At 63.6% G+C, this 22,780-nt stretch carries 16 protein-coding genes; 3 read left to right on the forward strand and 13 right to left on the reverse strand.

Annotation, left to right across the window (positions count from 1 at the left end; translation table 11 throughout):
* The first annotated feature begins 8 nt into the window (after window positions 1-8).
* Together HRU92_RS07875 and HRU92_RS07880 are read left to right on the forward strand one after the other, a co-directional pair.
* Window positions 9-1,457 carry a YcjX family protein gene (locus HRU92_RS07875; protein WP_172123598.1) on the forward strand — a complete coding sequence of 483 codons (1,449 nt, stop codon included), beginning with the start codon at window positions 9-11 and terminating at the stop codon, window positions 1,455-1,457.
* On the forward strand, window positions 1,454-2,464 hold the full coding sequence (locus HRU92_RS07880) for a TIGR01620 family protein (RefSeq protein ID WP_172123599.1): 1,011 nt from the start codon (window positions 1,454-1,456) through the stop codon (window positions 2,462-2,464). Before HRU92_RS07875 ends, HRU92_RS07880 begins: the two co-directional genes overlap by 4 nt.
* A 1-nt stretch (window position 2,465) precedes the next feature.
* Here the strand turns inward: HRU92_RS07880 and HRU92_RS07885 are convergent, their stop codons facing one another.
* The 11 genes from HRU92_RS07885 to HRU92_RS07940 form a co-directional block, all read right to left on the reverse strand.
* Window positions 2,466-3,230, reverse strand: a complete 765-nt coding sequence (locus HRU92_RS07885) for an EAL domain-containing protein (RefSeq protein ID WP_172123600.1) — start codon at window positions 3,228-3,230, stop codon at window positions 2,466-2,468.
* A gap of 84 nt (window positions 3,231-3,314) precedes the next feature.
* Entirely contained in the window at window positions 3,315-3,635 is a 321-nt protein-coding gene (locus HRU92_RS07890) for a 2Fe-2S iron-sulfur cluster-binding protein (protein WP_172123601.1), read from the reverse strand.
* The gene (locus tag HRU92_RS07895) at window positions 3,635-4,663 is read right to left on the reverse strand and encodes an NAD(P)/FAD-dependent oxidoreductase (RefSeq protein WP_172123602.1); all 1,029 of its coding nucleotides are present in this window, start codon (window positions 4,661-4,663) and stop codon (window positions 3,635-3,637) included. The genes HRU92_RS07890 and HRU92_RS07895 overlap by 1 nt, the downstream gene beginning before the upstream one ends.
* Window positions 4,664-4,806: 143 nt before the next feature.
* Entirely contained in the window at window positions 4,807-6,081 is a 1,275-nt protein-coding gene (locus HRU92_RS20360) for a phosphoadenylyl-sulfate reductase (RefSeq protein WP_210258552.1), read from the reverse strand.
* Entirely contained in the window at window positions 6,068-7,726 is a 1,659-nt protein-coding gene (locus HRU92_RS07910; protein WP_172123603.1) for a nitrite/sulfite reductase, read from the reverse strand. The genes HRU92_RS20360 and HRU92_RS07910 overlap by 14 nt, the downstream gene beginning before the upstream one ends.
* A complete protein-coding gene (locus HRU92_RS07915; protein ID WP_172123604.1) occupies window positions 7,713-8,036 on the reverse strand; it encodes a DUF2849 domain-containing protein in 324 nt (107 codons plus the stop codon). The genes HRU92_RS07910 and HRU92_RS07915 overlap by 14 nt, the downstream gene beginning before the upstream one ends.
* A 2-nt stretch (window positions 8,037-8,038) precedes the next feature.
* The gene (gene cysG / locus HRU92_RS07920) at window positions 8,039-9,433 is read right to left on the reverse strand and encodes a siroheme synthase CysG (protein WP_173087999.1); all 1,395 of its coding nucleotides are present in this window, start codon (window positions 9,431-9,433) and stop codon (window positions 8,039-8,041) included.
* A 187-nt stretch (window positions 9,434-9,620) separates the two neighbouring features.
* Window positions 9,621-9,941 carry a 2Fe-2S iron-sulfur cluster-binding protein gene (locus HRU92_RS07925; RefSeq protein ID WP_127753490.1) on the reverse strand — a complete coding sequence of 107 codons (321 nt, stop codon included), beginning with the start codon at window positions 9,939-9,941 and terminating at the stop codon, window positions 9,621-9,623.
* A complete protein-coding gene (locus HRU92_RS07930) occupies window positions 9,938-11,143 on the reverse strand; it encodes an SAM-dependent methyltransferase (protein WP_172123606.1) in 1,206 nt (401 codons plus the stop codon). The genes HRU92_RS07925 and HRU92_RS07930 overlap by 4 nt, the downstream gene beginning before the upstream one ends.
* The gene (locus HRU92_RS07935) at window positions 11,140-12,747 is read right to left on the reverse strand and encodes a peptide chain release factor 3 (protein WP_349236707.1); all 1,608 of its coding nucleotides are present in this window, start codon (window positions 12,745-12,747) and stop codon (window positions 11,140-11,142) included. Before HRU92_RS07935 ends, HRU92_RS07930 begins: the two co-directional genes overlap by 4 nt.
* Window positions 12,748-12,929: 182 nt before the next feature.
* Window positions 12,930-13,322: an Hpt domain-containing protein gene (locus HRU92_RS07940; RefSeq protein WP_127753493.1), complete on the reverse strand. Its 393-nt coding sequence runs from the start codon at window positions 13,320-13,322 to the stop codon at window positions 12,930-12,932.
* 344 nt (window positions 13,323-13,666) lie between these two features.
* On the opposite strand from HRU92_RS07940, the gene HRU92_RS07945 reads away from it, so the two are divergent.
* On the forward strand, window positions 13,667-20,437 hold the full coding sequence (locus tag HRU92_RS07945; RefSeq protein ID WP_173088001.1) for a hypothetical protein: 6,771 nt from the start codon (window positions 13,667-13,669) through the stop codon (window positions 20,435-20,437).
* Window positions 20,438-20,669: 232 nt separating this feature from the next.
* On the opposite strand, the gene HRU92_RS07950 is transcribed toward HRU92_RS07945, so the two are convergent.
* Entirely contained in the window at window positions 20,670-21,860 is a 1,191-nt protein-coding gene (locus tag HRU92_RS07950) for an MFS transporter (protein WP_172123608.1), read from the reverse strand.
* A gap of 114 nt (window positions 21,861-21,974) precedes the next feature.
* Window positions 21,975-22,769, reverse strand: a complete 795-nt coding sequence (locus HRU92_RS07955; protein WP_127753496.1) for a UDP-2,3-diacylglucosamine diphosphatase — start codon at window positions 22,767-22,769, stop codon at window positions 21,975-21,977.
* Window positions 22,770-22,780: the final 11 nt, after the last annotated feature.

Here is a 22,780-nt window from a genome sequence, read left to right on the forward strand (position 1 = left end):
ACAGCCGCGTGGCAGGATCGCCCACTACCCTTGTCGACGAACTGGGCATCGCTCTCGCCAATCTGGCCGATTCCGCGACGGGGGCCTTCACTCCAACGCTGCGGCTGGGGGTGACAGGCCTCAGCCGCGCCGGCAAGACCATCTTCATCACCGCCCTCGTGCATAACCTCCTCACCGGCGGGCGCCTTCCCGGTTTTGCGGTTATGGCCGAGGGGCGCTTCATCGGTGCTCGGCTGGCCGAATATCCTGAAGCCACCATCCCGCGCTTTGCCTATGAGCAGCATCTGGAATCCCTCACCAGCCGCGAACCTTTCTGGCCCGAAGGGACCCGGCGTATTTCGCAACTGCGGCTAGTGCTGAAATACCAGTCGGCCGGCTGGCTGTCGGGAATGCGAGGCGCGCGCACGCTCAACCTCGACATTGTCGATTACCCCGGCGAGTGGCTGCTGGACCTGCCGCTGCTGGCGCTCAGCTTTGAGGACTGGAGCCGGGAAGCGCTCGAGCGCGCACAGCGGCCTGTTTCGCTCCGCCAGGCCGGCCCGTTCCTGGAACTACTGGCCGCCACTGACCCTATGTCGGCGGCTAACGACCTGGAGGCCGAACGGCTGGCCGCCGCCTTCACTGAGTATCTGCGCCGCAGCCGCGAGGACGATGCGCTATCGACCTTGCCGCCAGGCCGGTTCCTGCTGCCCGGCGACCTCGAAGGCTCGCCCGCCCTGACCTTTGCGCCGCTACCGCTGACTGCTGGGGCGCGCAGCTCGAGCCTTTATGCCATGCTGGCGGGCCGCTATGAGGCCTATAAGGACCAGGTGGTACGCCCGTTCTTTCGCGAGCACTTTGCCCGGCTCGATCGCCAGATCGTCCTCGTCGACACCTTGCGCGCCCTCAATGCGGGACCCGCTGCCGTTGCCGATCTCGAGACGGCACTGACGGCTGTGCTTTCCTGCTTCCGGCAGGGCGAAACCAACCCGCTGCTGCGTCCCTTTACCCGCAAGATCGATCGCATCCTGTTTGCAGCCACCAAAGCCGATCACGTCCATCACACCAGCCACGATCGGCTCGAAGCCATCCTCAACCGCCTGGTCGCCGATGCCAGCAAGCGGGCGCGCTTTGCCGGGGCGCAATCGCGCTCGATTGCCCTCGCAGCCATCCGCGCCACCCGCGAAGGCACGATAACCGAAGGCGGTGAAACCCTGCCGACCATCATCGGCACCCCCATGGCCGGCGAGGAGCTCGATGGCACCCGCTATGATGGCATGACCGAGATCGCGCTGTTCCCGGGCGATCTGCCCGCCCGTCCGGATTCCCTCTTTGCCGATGGCGGGCCGGTGTCACTGAACTTCCTGCGCTTCACCCCGCCGCGCAACCTCGAGCATAATTCGAGCGGCGACGTGGTGCTCCCCCATATCCGGTTCGACCGGGCTCTCGACTTCCTGCTGGGAGACCGTCTGGCATGAAACGCCCGGTCGCTTATCCCACCAATCAACCCAGTGAGACGCCCGAACTCAGCCGCGCGCCGCGCGCCTTTGCTCCGGCCGACGTTGTCGTCGCCGAGCCCCAGTTCGATCCGAGCCTTGAGGAAGACCTTGTTGCTCCACCGATCAAGACGATGGGTTTTTGGGGCAAGCTCGCCTGGGGCGCCGGCAGCATCCTGGTGTCAGCGGGGCTGGGCCTGGCCGCAGATCGGTTGATCCGTGATCTCTTCGCCAGCAATCTCTGGCTGGGCTATGCGGGCCTGGTTGCCCTCGCGATTTTCGTTATGGCCGTCATCGCCCTTGCGGCCCGCGAAGTCTTCGCCCTGCGCCGCCTGCGCGTCCTCGATGCCCTCCGGCATGACGCCGACAGCGCCTTTACCAGCAATGATGCCGATGAGGCCAAGCGCACATTGCAGCGGCTCGAAGCCGTTTATGCCGACCGAGCCGATCTTGCGCGCTCCCGTCAAACCGTGGCGGAAAACCTGCCGCATCTGTTTGATGGCCACGAGATGATCGCGCTTGGCGAGCGCAGCTTGATGGCGCCGCTCGATGCGCGCGCCAAAGCACTCACTGCGGCCTCCGCGCGACGGGTTGCGCTGGTCACCGCCGTATCGCCCCGGGCGCTGGTCGATGTCGCCTTCGTTGTCTACGAGAGCTTCCGGCTGGCCGGGGCGATCGCCCGGCTCTATGGCGCCCGCCCGGGCTTCTTTGGCTCCTGGCGCCTGCTGGGCGCCGTTCTCACCCATCTGGCAGTGACGGGTGGCCTGGTGCTGACCGACGGGCTAGTTGAGCAGCTGATCGGCCAAGGGCTGGCCGCCAAGCTCTCCGCCCGGCTGGGTGAGGGCGTTGTGAATGGCTTGATGACGGTTCGGGTCGGCATTGCAGCCATCCGCGTCGTCCGCCCCCTGCCCTTCAAGACCCAGACCCAGCCCATGGTGCGCGACTTCATCCCCGAGCTTACCAAGCTGGCCGGGGACGCCGCCAAATAGCTTAAGCGGCCTTGGCCAACTCGCTGAAGCCCTGGAAAATTTCGACCTGTGGGCGGGCGAAATAGTAGCCCTGGAACAGCCGGATCCCCATGCCGCGCAACACCGCAAGTTCCTCCGCGCTCTCAACGCCCTCAGCCAGCAGGGTGATGTCGAGTTCGGCGGCGATACCCGCAAGACCGCGCACGATGGCCTGCTTGACCTTCGAACTGCCGATGCCGCGCAGCAATTCCATGTCCAGCTTGATCAGATCGGTCTGGAACTGGGCCAGCAGCGACAGCCCCGCATAGCCGGCGCCGAAATCGTCCAGCGCCGTGGTGAAGCCCATGCGATGGTATTCGGCCACGATGTGGCTGACATGAGCGACATCATCCATGCGCTCATTTTCGGTGAATTCGAACATCAGCCGGGAAGGATCGAACTGCGTCCTTGCGGCCGCTGCCAGGGTAGCACGGATGCAGGCCTTCGGCTCATAGACCGCATTGGGCATGAAGTTGATGCTCAGTTTGGCGTCGCTGTCGCGCAGCTTCGGGCCGGCCAACTCGATTGCCTTGACGCGGCAGGCCTGGTCGAAGGCGTAGCGGTTCTGCTCGTTGACCTGGCTCAGGACCTGGAACGCCCCTTCCCCGCCCACGCCGCGCACCAGGGCTTCATAGCCCCAGATCTTGCCGGCAGGAACATCGACGATGGGCTGGAACGCCATGGTGAAGGGGATCGAAAATGCATTGGCGTCGGCATTGCGACAGCCCTCGCATGAAGTTGCGCTCATTTGGGAAACTCGTGGTGCAGGACTGTAACGACGCACCACTACTGTTCTGCGCCAGAAGTTAAACAACCGCCAACAGCAACAGAGTTATTCCTTGGCTGCACTTGGCGCGAGCGTAACCTTGAGCCCGTCGAGGCCCTCATCCATCAGGATCTGGCACGACAGGCGTGAATTGGGGCGAACATCCCCGACGCTGTCGAGCATGTCTTCTTCTTCGTCGCTCGGCGGACCGACAGTTTCGAGCCAATCGGCGTCGACATAGACATGGCAGGTGGCGCAGCTGAGTGCGCCCCCGCACTCGGCCTTGATGTTGAGCCCCCAGTCGCGGATGACTTCCATCACCCGCCAGCCTTCGAGCCCTTCCAGCGTATGGGTTTCCCCGGCCTGATCCGTGACATGGATTTCCATCAGGCGACGCCCAGCTTCTTTTGCAGCTTGGTGGAGCTGGTGGTGTACTGGAAGATCACGCGCTCGCCGGGCGAAACAATGGCCTTGGCCGCCTGCGCCATCAAAGCAGCCTCATGGAAGCCCGACAGGATCAGCTTGAGCTTGCCGGGATAGGAATTGATGTCGCCAATGGCGAAGATGCCCGGTACGGAGGTTTCGAACTTTTCGGTGTCGACCACGATGGTGTTGTCGTTGAGCTCGAGCCCCCAGTCGGCCACCGGGCCCAGCTTCATGGTCAGTCCGAAGAACGGCAGCAGGCGGGTCGCGGGTACCGACAGATCGCCGGCGCTGGTGGTCAAATGCACATGGTTGATCTGCCCGTTCTCGCCATCGAGCTTCGCGATCTGGCCGGTCAGGAAGTTGATCTTACCCTCGGCCACCAGCTCCTGCATCTTGTTGACCGAAGCGGGCGCTGCCTTGAACACCGGGCGGCGGTGCACCAGGGTCAGAGAATTGACGATGGGCTGCAGATTAAGCGTCCAATCGAGTGCGGAGTCGCCGCCCCCGACAATCACCACATCCTGGCCGCGGAAATCGTCCATGCGGCGCACGGAGTAGAACACCGACTTGTTCTCGAAAGCTTCGATACCTTCGACGGGCGGGCGCTTGGGCTGGAACGAGCCACCGCCGGCGGCGATCACCACCACCTTGGTGTTGAAGACCTCGTCAGCATCGGTCACCAGACGGAACGAGCCATCGGCTTGCTTGTCGATGGAATTGACCATCCGGTTGAAGTGGAACTCAGGCGAGAACGGCGCGATCTGCGCCATCAGATTGTCGGTGAGCTGCTGGCCCGTGATCACCGGGAAGCCCGGGATGTCGTAGATCGGCTTTTCCGGATACAGCTCGGCGCACTGCCCGCCCGGCCGATCCAGAATGTCGATGAAGTGGCATTTGAGATCCAGCAAACCGAGCTCAAAGGCGGCAAAGAGCCCGCAAGGGCCCGCGCCGATCACAACAACATCGGTGGTGATTTCAGTTCCGCTCATACTGTTCTCAAGTCCGCTTCGGCTTGGCGCCTGCTCTCAAATTTCGGATCGCCTGCGGGCACAGGGGCGCTCACAGGTCATGACGCATGGGGTCAGGATCGGCCGCTTGTGCCGCCAATCCTGATAAGCATGCTCGACTTACCTCAGGAGACGCGGCGAAGATAGGGTCGAGTGCCAATCGGCACTTCGGCCTGCCCCACCGGCTGATAGAAGATATCCATCTCGGGCAGCCGGTTCTCCAGCAGAGCCTGCCGGGTTGGCTCATGGGTTACAACGAGGGCATTAACTCCGCAACGACGCATCAGCGGGATCTGATCCTGCAGCACATCGCCTACGGCACGGATCTCACCGGCAAAACGGTAGCGCTCGCTGAGGAGGCGCACGGTGGAATAGCCCCGCCCGTCGGTAAAGGCCGGAAACTGCACCGCGACAGAAGCAAAGCGGCCCAGATCGCCAGCGACCTCTTCCACCTTGTCGCCCGGCACAATCAGCAGCCCCAGAGGGTGCGGGTTGGCGAGGAACGCGGCCCGGTTCGCTACAAAAGCGGCAAACGGGACATGCTTGTAGCGGGCACTGGATGGCTCATCGCCCTCGCCCCAAGCCCTGAATGGATCCGCAATAAACGCGCCATCCTTGAACAGCGTCAGCGGGGCAGCAGGAGAGGTCATGGGATTGGCAATGGCTCCGTTGAAGTCGAAATGGATGCCGCATTCCTTCTTGTTGAGGCCACGCCAGCGTCCTGCACGCGGATCCTCCCCTTCGGCAACCGCCGAGGTGCAGGGTGCGCAGCCGATCGACTTGTAGCCCTTAGCGAACAGCGGGTGCTCGGGCAAGCCATGCTCGATCTTGTACTGGTTCACATCCGCATCGCTGAAATAGGCGAGCGGATTGACCTTGATGCGGTTGTCGCTGGTGAGCTCGAAATGCGGCAGCACGCCCCGCTCGACCGTCTGGAAGCGCTTGCGGCCCGTCACCCAGCCGCCGAAGCGTTCAGTGATGGGCTCGAGCGGCTCGGTCTTGCGGATGTGGCAGCAGGAGTCCGGATCACTCTCCCACAAGCTGCCATCCGGATCAAAGCGGGCGAGATCGCTGGGGTCAGGCAGCACGGCGGAAACATTGATCAGCCCGAGATGGCGCTTGAGCGTCTCGACATATTCGAGGGTTTCGGCAAAGTGCTTGCCGGTTTCGAGAAAGAACACCGGGATGGAGGGATCAACCTGCGCCGCCACATGCAGCAGCACGGCCGAATCTGCGCCAAAGGATGACACGATGGCGAGGTCCCCCGGCAGCACTTCGCTCGCCGCATAACGCAACACGCCGAGCGCATCCATGTCATCGAACATGCCGTTGAGGGCAACGATGCCCAGCGCGCGCAGCTTGTCGGGCTTGGGTTCAACCAGGATCTTAGGCAGCGCCATAAAGGGCCTCCTTGAACGGGGCTTCCCCCAACCGCCGCACGGCGGTGATGAAGCTTTCATCGCCGCCCTGGCGGTTGGCGAGATAGGTGTCCACCAGCGTTTCAATGGCGCCGGGCACCTCGTCGGCCTCAAAGCCCGGGCCCAGGATCTTGCCGATGGCCGCGGACTCGGTGGCGTCGCCGCCTAGCGTGATCTGGTAGAGTTCGCCGCCTTTTTTCTCGACCCCCAGAATGCCGATATGACCCACATGGTGGTGCCCGCAGGCATTGATGCACCCTGAAATCTTGATCTTGAGCTCGCCGATATCGCGCTGCCGTTCGGGCGCGGCGAAGCGATGCGAGATCGCCTGTGCGATGGGGATGGAGCGCGCATTGGCCAAGGCGCAGAAATCGAGGCCCGGGCAGCAGATCATGTCGGTGATGAGCCCGATATTGCCGTCGGCCAACTCGGCCTCCACCAGCCCATCATAGACTGCGCGCAAATCGGCTACCGCGACATGGGGCAGAACGAGGTTCTGCTCATGGGTCACGCGCAATTCGTCAAAGGAATAGCGTTCGGCCAGATCGGCAACGGCCTCCATCTGCGCATCGGTGGCGTCGCCGGGCGCTCCGCCCACGGGCTTGAGTGACACAGTCACGCAGGCATAGCCGGGCTGTTTGTGGGAATGGATGTTGTTTTCGAGCCAGCGGCTAAAAGCGGGATCGAGAATCTTCTCGCGCTCCACATCAATGCGCACGGCACCCTGCTCCCGAAAGGCCGGCGGCGAGAAGTAAGCGGTGATGCGGTCGAGCTCCTCCCGCGGCAGGGTCAGAACGCCACCGCGCACTTCGGCAAATTCGGTTTCCACCTGGCCCTTGATGGATTCAAGACCCTCTTCATGGACGAGGATCTTGAAGCGCGCCTTGTACTTGTTGTCCCGCCGGCCATAGCGGTTGTAGACGCGCATGATGGATTCCAGATAGGCCAGCAGGTGCTCGTTGGGAACGAAGCTGTTGATCAGCTTGCCGGTGATCGGGGTGCGCCCGAGCCCGCCCCCGATCCAGACTTCCCAGCCCGTTTCGCCGGCAGCATTGGCTGCGGCCTGCAGGCCGATATCGTGAAAGCGAATGGCGGCACGGTCTTCCCGCGCCCCCGTGATCGCGATCTTGAACTTGCGCGGCAGATAGGAAAACTCGGGATGCAGGCTCGACCATTGCCGGATAATTTCGGCGACCGGGCGGGGATCAATGATCTCGTCGGCAGCGGCGCCGGCGAACTGATCCGTGGTGACATTGCGGATGCAATTGCCCGAAGTCTGGATCGCGTGCATCTCGACCGATGCCAGCTCGGCCAGGATCTGCGGAATGTCGCGGAGCTTGGGCCAGTTGAACTGGATGTTCTGGCGCGTGGTGAAGTGCCCATAGCCGCGGTCGTAGGTGCGCGCGATATGGGCGAGCTTGCGCAGCTGCCGCGATGACAGCGTGCCATACGGCACAGCGACGCGCAGCATATAGGCGTGCAGTTGCAGATAGAGCCCGTTCATCAGCCGCAGCGGCCGGAACTGGTCTTCACTGAGCTCGCCGGAAATGCGGCGCTTCACCTGATCGGCGAACTGAGCGGTACGGCCCTGCACAAAGGCCGCGTCGAATTCGTCATATCGATACATGACCGTCCTCACTCAGATGCTGGCGATCATAGATCTCGCCCTTCAAGGTCAGCGGCGCCGTCGGCCCCGCCGCACGGATACGCTCGCGCAGGCGCTTGGGCACGATCTGCCCCGCTTCCACGCTGACGTCCTCGACTTCAACGCTGACGATCCGGCCCGTTGCCTTGCTCGCGGCAATGGCTGCGTCGCGCGCTTCGCTCTCGCTCTTGTCAAAGAGGCGCGCCGCTTGCAGCTGCTCGACCCAGTGGCCTTGCGCGTCCAGATAAACCGTGCCGCCCGAAAGCAGCTCGTTGCCGGTAATGATTTCCATTGTCATGCCACCTTGAAGCTTGAAGCGGCCATCTGGGCGGCTTCCGCCCAGTCGCCTTCAGCCACAGCCTCACCCACCAGAATAACCGCCGGCCCATCCGCAAAATCGAGCTGGTTGGCCGCCAGGGCCCCGAGCGTGCCGGAATAAAGGGTGCGGCTCGCCCGGCCGGCATTGACGACGATACCGACCGGCAGCGTCTCGCTCGCGCCATGCGCCACCAGCCGGGCTGCGACTTCGCCGGCAATCGACTTGCCCATGTAAAGGCCCAGGGTCATGCCAGCCCCGGCCAGCAAAGCCCAATGCTGCAATTCATCATCCTCGGCGCCGTGTGCCGTTGCCATGATGAAGCCGCTCGACACCTTGCGCAGGGTCACTGGCGTTGCCGTATCGGCCGCAGCGGCCAGCGCCGCGCTGACGCCCGGCACCACCTGATAGGCGATCCCTGCCTTGCGGAGCGCGGCGATCTCTTCCCCAGCCCGGCCAAACACCATGGGGTCGCCCGACTTGAGGCGCGCCACGCGCTTGCCTTCGCTGGCCAGCCGCACCAGCAGCGTATTGATCTGCGCCTGCGAAAAGGAATGATGCCCCTTGGCCTTGCCAACGGCGATCTGCTCGGCATCGCGGCGTGCCATCTGCACCACCACATCGGGCACGAGCTGATCATGCACGATCACATCGGCATCCTGCAGCAGCCGCTGCGCGCGCAAGGTCAGTAGATCTTCCGATCCGGGCCCTGCCCCGATCAGCCAGACCACGCCGGCCCCGCTGCCCGCCTCGACATGCGCGGCCAGCAGGCTCTCGGCCGCTTCATGACCGTGCCCGGCTGCTTCCGCCCGCTCGATCTCGGGAGAGGTCACCAGCGCCTGGTAAAACCGGCGCCGGGCGGCGCCATCCTGAATCAAGCTCTCAACGCGGTGCCGTAAACCACCGGCAAGACTCGCCAAATTCCCCAGCCGCGGCGACAGCACGGCCTCGATGCGCGCCCGCACCAGACGTGCAAGCACGGGCGCTCGCCCTTCGCTGGAGATGGCTATGGTCAGCGGCGCACGATCGATGATGGCCGGCGTGAAGAAGTCGCATTCGCCCGGAACGTCAACGACATTGAGCGGAATATTGCGAGCCCGAGCTGCATCCTGTGCGACCGAAGCATCAGGCCCATGGTCCGCCACAAACACCATCGCGGCGTTATCGAGGTCGGACGGTTGGAACCGCCGCTCAAGAACCTCAACCGGCAGGGCTGAGAAGTCTGCTTCCAGATGAGGAGAGACAATCACGACTTGCGCGGTAGTCTTAACAGCGAGCCGGGCTTTGTTGAGGGCTTCTTCGCCACCGCCAACAATGACGATGCGACGACCCTGCACTTTCAAGCTCAACGGAAATGTGTTGAGGCGACCCATTTCAACCCTGACTGTAGACGCCCGGAAATTAGCCCATCCCGCCCAGCGGCAACAGGCCCCGGGGTGCAGTTAAGCCGGGTTTTTCCCTGCGGCGCCTACGCTTGGAACAGGGAAAGAGGCCCGACCAGAGCCGGGCCAAAATAATGCGCCGAAACGCTCTCGCGCGAAAATTGCGCGGCGGGAAATCCTAGCCCTGGCGGCTCGGAACATGCACGACCAGGCCATCAAGGGCATCGCGTACCTTGATCTGGCAGCTAAGCCGACTCGAGGGCTTCACGTCAAAGGCGAAGTCCAGCATGTCTTCTTCCATGGCCGAGGGCCCGCCGACAGTTTCTTCCCAGGCCGGGTCAACATAGACATGGCAGGTGGCGCAGGTGCAGGCGCCCCCGCATTCGGCCACAATCCCCGGCACGCCATTCATGATGGCCGCCTCCATCACCGTCGCGCCGTTCTGGGCTTCGGTTTCGATGCGTTCCCCGTCCTTCTGAACGAATGTGATCTTGGTCATGGCGATCCAGGCTGTTGTGTTTGGGCGTCGGAGTGAAGCAGGGTTTCGAGATAATGCTGGCGAATGCCGAACATGGCTTTGGTGTCGGCAATCTGGCGCAAGATCGTGTCGCGGTCGCGTCCCGCACGACCATCTTTTTCGGCCACGATCAAATTGTTCTTGGGCGTATGGGCATCCGAAACGAACTCGAAGACCTTGGTGCGATACCCGCTGAGCTCCAGCAGCAAGGCCCTGAGCGTATCGGTGACCATCTCGGCCTGCCGCTCGAGGAACGTGCCGTGACGCAGCAGCACGCCCAGCCGATCGTCGGCTTGACCGGCTTCCATTTCCCGCCGGATCTGCTTGTGGCAGCAAGGGGCCACCGCGATCAGCGCAGCGCCAGCCTTGATGCCCTTGTAGATTGCATCGTCGGTGGCGGTGTCGCAGGCATGCAGGGCGATCACGGCATCGGCGCCACCGGCGTCATAGTCCATGATCGTTCCGGGCACGAAGCTGAGGCCGGTAAAACCCGATTCCGCCGCGGTCGCATTGCCGTCTTCAACCAGCTTGGGCCGCATTTCAACGCCGACGATCTCGGCCGGACGCCCCTGCCCGGCAAGAAAGTCGTATAGCGCAAAATCGAGATAGCCCTTCCCCGCGCCCATATCGACGATGCGGGGTGCGTCGGCCTTGATCCCCTGAATCAGTGGAGCAAAGATCTCCACCATCTTGTTGATCTGCCTGAACTTGTCCTGCGCATCATTGCGCACGGTCCCGTCCTTGCCGGCAATCCCGAGCGCCTTGAGATAAGGCTTGTCGGTCTGGGTCAGCGGCCGGTTCTTGGCGCGGTTGTGCTCGGTTGGAGCCGCTTCCCGCCCCGCGACCTCGGTGCGCTTGAGACGCACCTTATCGCCAGTGCGCTCAAAGCTCATGTCGAACTCGGTGGTGGCGAGCTGGGCGCTGCGGAATTCGGCCTTAAGTCCCGCGCGCAGCGTTGCGAGTGCTTCGGGCTGGGTCTGGTTCTTGATGATGTCACGCGTTTTGTAGTGGAAGGTGAAGCTGAACTTCTCCACCCCTTTAGCAACGATCTTCTTGACCTCGACGGATTTGAGGTCAGGCTCGCCGCCCTGGTAGCCGCCCAATTTCAGCCGCAACAATGAACCGCTTATGAACGCGCTCTTAACGGCAGCCAGAAACTCTTCAATGCGCTCGGAAGTGGTCAATGCCGTTCCTTGGTAGTGAGGAAGCGGATCTTGGGCCAATCCTGCTTGGCGCGATCGGCCCACCAGGCGTTTTGGGCGAGGAACACCGGGGCTCCGGTGCGGTCTTCGGCCATGTTGACCTTCTGGGCGGCGATGAAACGCTTGAGCTCTTCAGGATCGTCGCTTTCAACCCAGCGCGCCACTTCATAGCCCAGCGATTCAAAGGTGATCGGCACGCCATATTCCTTGGCGACCCGGGCGGAAAGCACTTCGAGCTGCAGCTGGCCGACAACACCCACGATCCAGTCGGCGCCCACCATGCGGCGGAACACCTGTGTGACGCCTTCTTCGGCAAGGTCGGACAGCGCCTTGCTCATCTGCTTGGTCTTCATGTGATCGGTCAGGCGGACGCGGCGGATGATTTCGGGCGCGAAATTGGGAATGCCGGTGACGTTGATCGCGGCTCCTTCGGTGAGCGTATCCCCCACCGAAAGCGTGCCGTGATTGGGGATGCCGACGATATCGCCCGCCACCGCTTCTTCGGCCAGCTCGCGATTATTGCCGAAAAAGAACATCGGGTTGGAAACGGCCATATCCTTGCCCGAGCGCACATTCTTGAGGCGCATGCCGCGCTCGAACTTGCCCGAGCACAGGCGCACAAAGGCGATACGGTCGCGGTGGTTCGCGTCCATATTCGCCTGCACCTTGAACACAAAGCCGGTGACCTTTTTATCGGCCGGGGCGATGGGCGCGGGCAGAGCCGGCTGGGGCCGCGGCTCGGGGCCCCAGTCACCGAGCGTGCGCAGCAGTTCGGCAACGCTGACGCCCTTGAGGGCCGAGCCAAAAAGGACCGGGCTGAGGTGACCCTGGTGGAAGGTGTCGAGATCGAAGGCGGGCAACATGGCGCGCGCCATTTCGAGCGTTTCCAGCGCCGCCATGAACACAGGATTGTCGATCAGGGCATCGTTGTCGAGCAGGTCTTCGAGTTCGTCAAACTCGGCAATGGTCTTGCCCTGCGGGTTGACCACCCGCTTTTCGACCAAGTCGATATAGCCGCCGAAATCCACCCCCTGCCCGATCGGCCACAGCACTGGGGTCAGATCGAGCGCCAGCTTGCTCTGGATCTCATCGATAAGATCGAGCGGGCTTTGCCCTTCGCGGTCCACCTTGTTGATGAAGGTAATAATGGGAATATCGCGCAGGCGACACACTTCAAAGAGCTTGAGCGTCTGCGATTCGATACCTTTCGCCGCGTCGATCACCATGATCGCGGCATCCACCGCCGTCAGGGTGCGGTAGGTGTCTTCCGAAAAGTCGGAGTGGCCTGGCGTATCGAGCAGGTTGAGCGTCAGCCCGTCATATTCAAAGGTCATCACCGAGGAGGTGATGGAGATGCCGCGCTGCTGCTCCATTTCCATCCAGTCCGAACGGGTGGAGCGCTGCCCCGCCTTGCCGCGCACGGCACCGGCCTGCTGAATGGCACCGGCAGCCGCCAACAGGCGCTCGGTGAGCGTCGTCTTGCCGGCGTCAGGGTGCGAAATGATCGCAAAGGTCCGGCGCGTACGGTAAGCTTCGGTGGAGACGGCGCGCGGCGAAAGCTCGGGCGCCAGGGTCGGCATAGTCATCGGGGTGGGGCCTTGTCTTGGTGGCCATCAACCATGGGCGGCGATGCACCTGAAAGCGCATTAGATATCGGGCGCTCTATAGGCGTTGGCAAGGCAAGCCGTCAAATTCCTGCGTTGTGCACAGCGCAAAGCGGCCGGGAGGTCCTCGCAGGCCTCACCGGCAGCGGTGCGCGGCGCACTTGCTAATTTAAGTCGTCGGTCAGCATGCCGGCGATGAAGACGCTCACTTCTTCCACAGCCATGGCGAGGTCGGCAAAGCGCTCCGGCCCTACCACCGCAGCATCGGCCAGTTCCTCCTCGGCAGCCTGCGCCTGATCGGCAACCGTCCAGGCCCCTACCCCGCGCGCAGCGCCCTTCAGCGTGTGCAGGGCAATCCGCGTTTCCGCCCCATCTTCGGCCCGCTGCAGCCGAGCCATATAGCTCTTGATCGTGTCGTGGAACAGCCGCAGCACTTCTTGCTCCAGTCCCTCGTCACCCAGGCACTGGCGAGCCAGGTGCAAGCGATCGATCGGGCCCCCTTTGTTGGCCTCGCTAGGCGAGAACTGCTGGGGGAGCGATGCTGAGGGATTGGCCATGGTTTTCCACTTGAACAACTACGGCCAAGAACGCGACCGGTCGTCCAAGCCTAAGCGGCTGGCGTGAATACCCTATTAAATCGACGGCGCAGTTTGCGCGCATCGAGCGGTCCGTGTTACCCACTGCAAAAATTAACCTTTGGGTAAGAAACCGTTCGGTTTGAGTTAAATTGCATGTACTACTTAACGATGAACCAGCGCGCGGCGGCGATGGTAGAGGACCGATGCAGGGCCATTTGCATCGAATTGAACCAATTTGGCGACAAGCCCGGCAACGGCTTGGCGTTAGATCACCCTCTTAAAACCGCCCCCGCTGCCAGGCCGATGCGAGAGTTGTAAAGAGTATGGCGAAAAACCCGACCCCCCCAGCAAACGATCCTGCGGCCCTTGCGTTTTCAGCGGTGGAAGACGCGCTGAAGGACTCGGTGTTCAATCTCGACAGCTCCGGCGACAAGCCCGCCGAAAAGCGCAACGATCCTGCCAAGACAGAGCGCCTTTTGGCGGCCGACAAGATCGCGGCGCAGGCGGGACCGGTCGCCAATGACGATCGGTTCGGCACTTCCAAAATCCTTTACGGCCTGCAGACCCGCTCGTCAGCGACGCCAGTCTGGATGGCGGTGATCCTGTCGGTGCTGTGGCTGGGCGCCACCGGCGCGGCCGGCGCTATGCGCTATCGCGACCAGTTCGCCGATTTCGGCAGCTTTGTCGGCACCATCGATTTCATCTTCCTTGCCGCGCTGATGCTCTTGCCCGTGCTGGGCTTTTTTGCCGTCGCTACCTTGTTCCGTCGCGCGCAGGATCTGCGTAACGCGGCTTCCACCATCACCCAGGCCGCCATTCGCCTGGCTGAGCCCGAAGTCACCGCCGCCGACAAGGTTGCCTCGGTGGGCCAGGCCGTGCGCCGCGAGGTCAATGCGCTGGGTGACGGGCTGGAGCGCGCCCTGTCGCGCGCCGGCGAACTCGAAGTGATGATCCACAACGAGGTCACGGCACTCGAGCGCACCTATTCCGACAACGAGTCGCGCATGCGCGCGCTGATCGCCGAACTCGCCAGCCAGCGCGAAAGCGTTCTGACAAATACCGAGCGGGTGCGCGAAGCCATTACCGAAAGCCATACCGGGCTGGTCTTTGATCTCGATGCCATCTCGCAGCGCATCGCCGGCACCTTGGTGGAAAGCGGCGGCACTCTGACCCGCGCCCTTGAGACTGCCGGCAATACGCTCAACAGCAGCTTTGGCGAGCGCACCGAAAACTTCGTTGCCCTGGTCGACAACCGCACCACCGACTTCATCTCCGCGCTCGACAACAGCGCTGGCCGGGTGTCACAGAACTTTGACGAGCAAACCGCCGCCATGGCGCGCACGCTCGAGGCTCGCACTGGTGAGCTCGACTCCACCATCGAAACCCGCATGCGTGCGCTGACGGAGGCGCTCGATAGCCGCGTCGGCGACATTGCCAGTGCCATCGACGACCGCACCGCCCGGCTCGATGAGCGCAGCCGCGAACTGGCTGGCTCGTTTGAAGAACGCACCGGCAATCTGGCCGGCCTGATTGCTGACCGCAGTGCTACCCTGGCCGATACGCTTGAGCAGCGTAGCAACGCCCTGGCGGGCATCCTGGAAGACCGCACCAGTGTGCTCTCGGCCGTGCTGGAGCAGCGCGCCGGTGACCTGTCCGGAGCCCTGGGCGACCGCACCAGCGAAATCGCGACCCTGTTGTCGGAGGGCGGCAACAATCTTCTGGAACAGCTGCGCGAACGCGGCGACTCCGTCACCACCGCGCTCGACACCATCGGCAGCCGCATTGCCGAGGAGATCGCCAACCGGTCGCGCGAAGCCGAAGGCATTCTGAACTCGGCCAGCCGCCAGATCGACGAAACCGTTTCCATCCAGCTCAATGGCATCGAGAGCCGCCTGCAAACGGCGCTGATCGAGCTCAATGGCGCTTTGGAAGATTCCTCCGAACGCGCCCGTTTGACCCTTTCCACGGCCGGACAGGATGCGCTGGGCCAGTTCGATGCCCGCCTTGCCGAGGTCACCGGTGCGCTCGATAGCCGCCTGCACAGCCTTGACGATGTGATTGGCGACAAAGGCGAGCAGCTGCTGCGTCGCCTAGAAGCGCAAAGCAGCAGCTTTGCCGCGCGCGCCAATGTTCTGGAAATGGCGCTGAACGAAGAATCGGGTCGCTTCAACGCCGTGGTTGCCGAGCGCACCCGGGAATTGGGCGAAGTGCTGGGTTCGCGCACCCAGGCCATCACCGATAGCCTCACCACCACCTCGCGTGAGCTCGGTGAAAAGCTGGATGGCCATGCCGGCATCATCGCCGAAGCCATCGATGGTCGCACCCAACGTCTCGATGAAATCCTCACCGCCCGCAGCGGCGAAATCCGCGGCGCCTTTGAAAATCGCTTCACCGAAATCGATGAAGCGCTGGGCGCCCGCACCGGCGAACTCGACCAGGTGCTGAGCACCCGCGCCGGTGAGATCAACCGCGTCATGGGTGCCCATGCCGCCCGCGTCGAGCAGGTCCTGGGCAGCCGCGCCGGCGAAATCGACCAGACGCTGAGCGCCCGCACGGGGGAACTTGAGCAGGTGCTCACCGCCCGCGCCGATCAGATCGATCAGGTGCTCGGTGCACGCGCCAGCGAAATCACCACCGCCATAACCATCCACACCGATGAGCTCACTGCGACGCTTGATGGCCGTGGCAACGAGTTCAGCGAGGCCATCCGCCTGCGCTCGCAGGAACTGGGCGAAACCCTACTCACCGGCACCGAGGCTTTCGACCAGGCCATTGCCGGCCGCACCCAGCGCCTTGCCGATACGCTGCAGGACCGCACCGCGGCCCTTTCGACGCAGATCGAGGAAAGCGCTACGGGCCTCGCCGCATCCATCGACCAGCATACCGGCGCGCTTTCGGCCCGCTTCCATCAGCACACCAACCGCTTCGCCAACGAAGTGGATCAGCGCGCAGCTGGCCTCGCCGCCATGCTCGACGAACGTGCCACAGGCTTTACCGGCACGATCGAAAGCCAGACTGCCGATCTGACCGAAGCGCTCGACAGCCGCACCGGCGCATTTATCAATGCGCTCGATACGCGTGCTGCCGACCTCACTGGCGCGCTGGACAGCCGCCTGACGGATATCACCGGGTCGATGGACAGCCGCGTCGCCGATATCACCGGCGCCCTCGATACGCGCGTTACCGATTTGACGGGGGCACTCGACACCCGTTTGAGCGGCATCACCGGGGCTCTGGATCGCAGCGTTGCCGAACTGTCTGGTGCGTTCGACAGCCGCGTTGGCGGGATCACTGGCGCCCTGGACCAGGGCGTATCGCAGATCACGCAAGCGCTGGAAGGTCGTCTGGAAGGCATCAGCGGTGCGCTTGATCACGGCGTTTCCCAGCTCGGCGAGACCCTGGATAGCCGCCTCGGCGGCATTGCCGGCACACTCGACCAGGGCGTGTCGCAGATCAGCGAGGCCCTCGACAGCCGCCTTGGCGGTATTACTGGCACGCTTGATCAGGGCGTGTCGCAGCTTGCTGGAGCCCTCGACAGCCGCGTCGGAGGTATTGCGGTAACGCTCGACCAGGGTGTGTCGCGCCTCACCGGTGCGCTTGACAGCCGCCGCGCTGGGTTCACCGAAGCCCTGGATAGCCGCACGGCCGAGCTCACCGAAGTACTCGACACCCGCACCGCAGAACTGACCCAGGCGCTCGACAGCCGCAGCTCGGGCCTCACCGGCGCGCTTGATGCCCGCCTCTCGGAGCTGACCGGGGCCCTTGACGGCCGCGTCAGCGACTTTACCGAGGCCCTTGATGGCCGCGCCTATAGCCTCAACGCAGCACTTGGCGCGCGCACCGAAGAGCTCGCTTCCGCGCTCGACGAGCGCACGGCGAACCTTTCGGGCCAGATCGCTGCCGGCACGGAAAAGCTCAGCACCGAGCTCACCACGCAGGCTGCGGCACTCACCGGTGCGCTCGATGCGCGCACCAATGAGCTGGCCAGCACGATCGGCATGCGCACCCACCAGCTCAACGACGCCCTGGGTGCGCGCACCCAGGCGCTGTCCGACACGCTGGCGACGCACACCACCTCCATCGGTGAAACCATGGGCCTACGCACGGCCGAGCTGGCCGACACTATCGCCCAGCAGAGCGAAGAGGCCCGCACCCGCATCGATGCGTCGCTGCGCGAAGTCACCGACACCATGGCCGAACGCGTCAATGGCATGTCGGACGTGATCGCCAGCAAGGTTGCCGAGGTGAACACCCATCTGGGCGTTGGGCTCGACAGCGCCGTGGCCAAGATCTCGGATGCCGAAAATGGCGTTGCCGCCCGTCTCGACGCGGTCAGCGCCACTGTGGGCGAAAGCGCGCGCAAGGCTGCCGATCTCATCGAGACCGGCGTAAACATGGCGCGTCGCGCCATCACCGACATGGTTGACCAGCGCTTGGGCACCCTGCCCGAGGCCATCACCGCCCGCGCCGATATCACCGCTGAGCGCCTGGCTGCGCTCAACGCCTCGATCAACACCTCGATCACCCAGTCCATGGCGGATCTGGAAGCCGGCGCTGATCGCATCGAGGAAACCATTTCGACGCGCATCATCGCGGCAACCCACAATATTGCCGAGGATATCAGCGCCACCGCCAATAGCATGGACGCAGCCGTTCGCGCGGCGATGAACCAGATTCGCTCGGCTGCGGCTGGCATCGACGAGGTCGTTTCGGTCAAGGCCGTTGGTGCGGTCGATGCGATCGGCAATCAGATCGCCGATCTCAACCGCTCGGTGGAGGAGCAGACCAATGCCTTTGCGGCGCTGGTGACCGAGCGCTCCGACCAGTTGCAGGGCGCCCTGCTCAGCCATGGCAATGTGCTGCGCGACGCCTTGGCCGACAATGCCCGCGAAGCCGAAACCATCATGTCGGCCTCGACCTCGCGCATCCTGTCCGATGTCACCGCGGCACTGGGCAAGCTCAACGACTCCAACCTGCTGCTGCAGCGGGTGCTCGATGCCTCGACCGCCAATCTGGCGAGCCTCGAGAGCAGCGTTGCCCAGCAGACCGCGACCTATTCGGCCACTGTTCGCGAAGCGATCGGCCAGACCGAAGAAGCCGGCCAGATGGTCAGCCAACATGTTGGTGCGCTGCAGAACACCATCCGCACCATGGTGGACGAGTTCTCATCCATGCTCGGCAAGCTGGACGCGGAAGCGGCCAATATGGACCGTGCCTCCTCGGCCCTTGCAACCACGGGCGACTTCGCGGTGGAAACGCTGGAAGAACGCCGCAACGCCATGGACGCTCTGGCGGCCAGCTTCACCTCGCGTGCCGACGACATCGACAACCGCATGCGCATGTTCGCGCAGTCGATTGCCGAAACGGTCAACGACACCGAACGCCGCCTGATCGGTGCGCGTCGGGCCATGGACGAGGCCCTGGGTGAAACCACCCATACCGTCGCCGATACGCTGGCCAGCACCACTTCGGCGGTGACCGAAGCGCTCAGCCAGACTTCGGCCCAGGTTGCCGAGGTGATCCAGGCCAATACCAGCAGCGTCAATGATGCGATCTACGCGACCAATGAGCGCCTGAACTCGACGCTCAATGCCAGCACCGAACGCTTCGCGGCGACGCTGAATTCAAGTGCCGCCCAGGTCGATGGCGCCCTTTCCCGCGCCAGCGACGCGGCCACCGGTGCGCTCAACGAAACCACGAGCACCATCCGCTCGGCCCTTTCCGAACAAACCGCACAGGTCAGTTCGGCGCTGGAAGAAAATGCCAACCGCGTGGCCGACATCCTGACTTCGGCCGCCGGCAGCGTCACCGATGTGCTCAGCGCCACCACCAGCACGCTGGCAGAAACCATCAGTGATAGCGCCGTTTCGGTGCGCAATGCGGTTTCGAGCAATACCGGAGTGCTGCGCCAGGCAATCGACCAGAGCACGGGCACGTTCCGCGAGGCTCTGGAGCAAACCAGCGGCGATGTGGCATCGCGCCTGGGTGACTTCCGCAGCACCGCGGAAACCGAAAGCGGGCGCGCCAGCGCCGCGCTCCAGGACGACCAACAGCAGATGATCGGCGAAATGCAGCGAGCTCTGGAAGAAGCAACGCGCCGGTTCAACGACACCGCCCGCGCCATGCGCGACACCGCCCGCGAAGTGGGCTCCGAGCTCGAAGCAACCCGTTCCGAGCTGGCCCGCGGCGTTGCCGAACTGCCCGAGGAAACCCGCGCCAGTGCAGCCGCCATGCGACGCGTGGTTGCCGAGCAGATCGAGGCTCTGAGCGAGCTCAACGCCATTGTGCGCGCGCAGCCGGCCACCCATGACCTGCACGACCGCCGTCCGGCCCAGCGCGCTAACCGCTATGAGGCACCGCGCGCCGAAGCCAGCTATCCGCAGCCGCGCGAAGCTGCGCCCGAGCCCGTGCGTCAGGCCCGGATGGAGCCCGCCCGTCCGGCCCAGCCAGAGCCACAGCGCCAGCCGGCACCCGAGCCGGTCCGCCAAACCCTGGTGGATCCGATCCGTGCGCCCGAGCCCGCTCGTCAGCCGCTGGTCGATCCGATCCGCGCCCCTGAGCCGGCTCGTCCGGCGGCAGTCCAGCCGGCCGCACCAGTCCAGCCAGCTGCGCCAGTCCAGCCAGCTGCACCGGTTCAGCCCGCAGCACCTGCGGAAGCTGAAGCAAGCCCGGCCGCGCAGGATACCGGTGGCTGGCTGCGTGATGTGCTGCGCAATGCATCGGCCAAGCAGGCCAGCACCCAGCAGCAAGCGCCGCAGCAGGGTCTTTCGGGGCTGACCGAGGATATCGCCCGCGCCATCGACGATGCCGCTCTGGGCGAAGCCTGGGCTCGCTACCAAGCCGGGGAATCCAACGTGTTCTCGCGCCGAATCTATACGCTGACCGGCCAGGGCACCTATGACGATGTCCGCAAGCGCGTGCAGCGCGACGCCGATTTCGCCCGTACGGCCCAAGCTTACATGGGTGAGTTCGAGCAGCTGCTGAAGCGTGCGGCTGCCGGTCCCCGTGCAGCTGCCGAAACGCGCGAATATCTGCTGTCCGATCGCGGCAAGGTCTACACCATGCTGGCCCATGCCAGCGGGCGCCTGAACTAGTCGGAACTGCAACAAACGAACAAAGGCCCCGGTGAAAACCGGGGCCTTTTTGTTGGGCGTGGCCACTGTGAATTCCCGTCAACGGCTGAGCCCAGACGCGGAACTCAAGCAGCCCCGGGTCGGTGCTCCCCGGCATTCCCCTCTGCTCACGAGGATGCGGCTGAAGCGACCAGGCAAGCTGACGGCAACATGTCTTGAGAAAACCAGCCCCTCCGCCGACGCGCGCCGAGGCTCAGGGCAGCACCGCATCCTTGGGTGGCCGCAGGCGCAACGACAGCAGCACGCAGCCGATGCCGAGCAGCGACAGCACTGAAATGGCGAAATATGAGGCGACGCCCACATGGGCGACAAGCCAGCCGAACCCCGCTAGGGTAATCACCAAGGTGGCCTGCTGCAGCATGGTCGCAAAGCCCTGGGCTTCGGCGGCAATGTCTTCGCCGGTCCAATTGGCGATGAAATGCACGACGCCGAAATAGCCGACGCCATAGGTTACGGCATGGAGCGTCTGGAGGCCGAACAACACCGCGACCGGCGGATCGAAGGCCATGGCAGTGAACCGGATCAGCGCGGCGATGCAGGCCGCCAGGATCATGCTGCGCGCCGTGACCCGGCCGCCAAAGCGCTGCCACAAGAACATCATCACCGCCTCGGCCAGCGCCGAAGTGGCGATCAGCGGCCCGATGTAATAATCGGGAACGCCGTGCTGATGCCAAAGCAGGGCCGCAAAGCTGCCCAGCACGCCATGCCCGGCATTGACGAGGGCAAAGGCGACGAGTGGTAGCACGAACCAGGGCTTGAGGGCAGCGCTCAGCTTGGCGGGCTCCGGGCTGAGCGCAGCCAGGGTCGGCACCGGCTCGGGGGCACGGAAGCGCGGCAGTTGCAGCGACACCAGTGCGCGCAACAGGGAGACGGCGAAAAACAGCGGCACAAAGGCCGCCGTGCCAAAGGCGGTGACGGCAAAACCGACTCCGGAAGCGGCAACGACATAGCCCACCGTGCCCCAGGCCCGGATGGTGCCGAAATCGCCGCCCGTGCGTTGCACCAGCCGCATCGTGGCCGCGTCGATCACCGGGGCGATGGAACCCGAGGACATGGCGCAGAAGGCCCAGACAAGGACGATGCTCCAGAACTCACTGACGAAAAACAGCCCTAGCGGAAAGGCACCGCCCAGCAGCGCCAGGATCACGATCACCGTGCGCCAATCCTTGGCCTTGTCGGCCAGTCGCCCGATGAAGAGATTGAGGATCAGCAGGCCCGCCACGGGCACGGCACCCACAATGCCGATCTGGTCGGCTTGAATGCCTTTTTCACTGAGCCAGATGGCCAGATACACGGAACTGACCGCCATGGGGGCGAAGACGGTCAAGTGAAACAAGGAAGCGCGCAGGCTGGGACTGTCCCAGCGCGCAGATACCGACGGCATGAAAGAAAAACTCCGGGCAAATCGCCCGGAAGCAAGTTTTGCTGGCTATGCCGTGGAGTTCAAGAGCAGATTCGCTGGAGCCGGGCTAAATTGTGCTGAAATGCAGCACGTTCCTCAGGATGCGCGCCGCAAGCGGAACTTGCGCGGCTCTGTGGCCGACATATCAGTCCACTTGATCAGCTCGAAGCCGCCCTCTGGCGTTTCGACGATGGCGGTGCAGCTTTCCACCCAGTCACCGGTATTGATGTAATGAATGCCGAGGCGGTCATGCATATCGGCGAAGTGGATGTGACCGCAGATCACCCCATCTACGCCCGATTGCTTGGCTTCGTAAACCAGGGCCTCCTCGAAGCGCCCGATTACGGAAACAGCGTTCTTGACCTTTTGCTTGGCCCAGGCCGATAGCGACCAATATTGCAGCCCGAGGCGCCGGCGCACCCAATTGATGGCGATATTGACGCGCAGGGCAGCGTTATAGGCCCAGTCGCCCACATGGGCGAGCCACTTGGCATTCATCACCACGACGTCGAACTGATCGCCATGGATGACGAGATAGGTTTTCCCCAGCGCACTGGTGTGAACCGTACGATCGACGAATTCGATTTCGCCGAAATAGGTGCCAAGATATTCGCGCAGGAATTCGTCGTGGTTGCCGGGCAGATAAACCACGCGTGTGCCAGCCGTCGCCTTGTCCAGCAGCACCTGCACCAAGACATTATATTCGCTGGGCCAGTGCCAGCCCTTGGCGAGCCGCCAGCCATCGATGATGTCGCCGACGAGGTAGATCGTCTCGGCGTCATGGGCGCGCAGGAACTCGATCAGCTGTCCCACCCGGATGGGCTTCATGCCCAGGTGGACATCCGAGATAAAGATCGCCCGGACCTGTCTGGTTTCGCGGCTTTCCGCCATGCGCTAACGAC

Source organism: Devosia sp. 1635, assembly GCF_013185955.1.
Classification (GTDB): Bacteria; Pseudomonadota; Alphaproteobacteria; order Rhizobiales; family Devosiaceae; genus Devosia.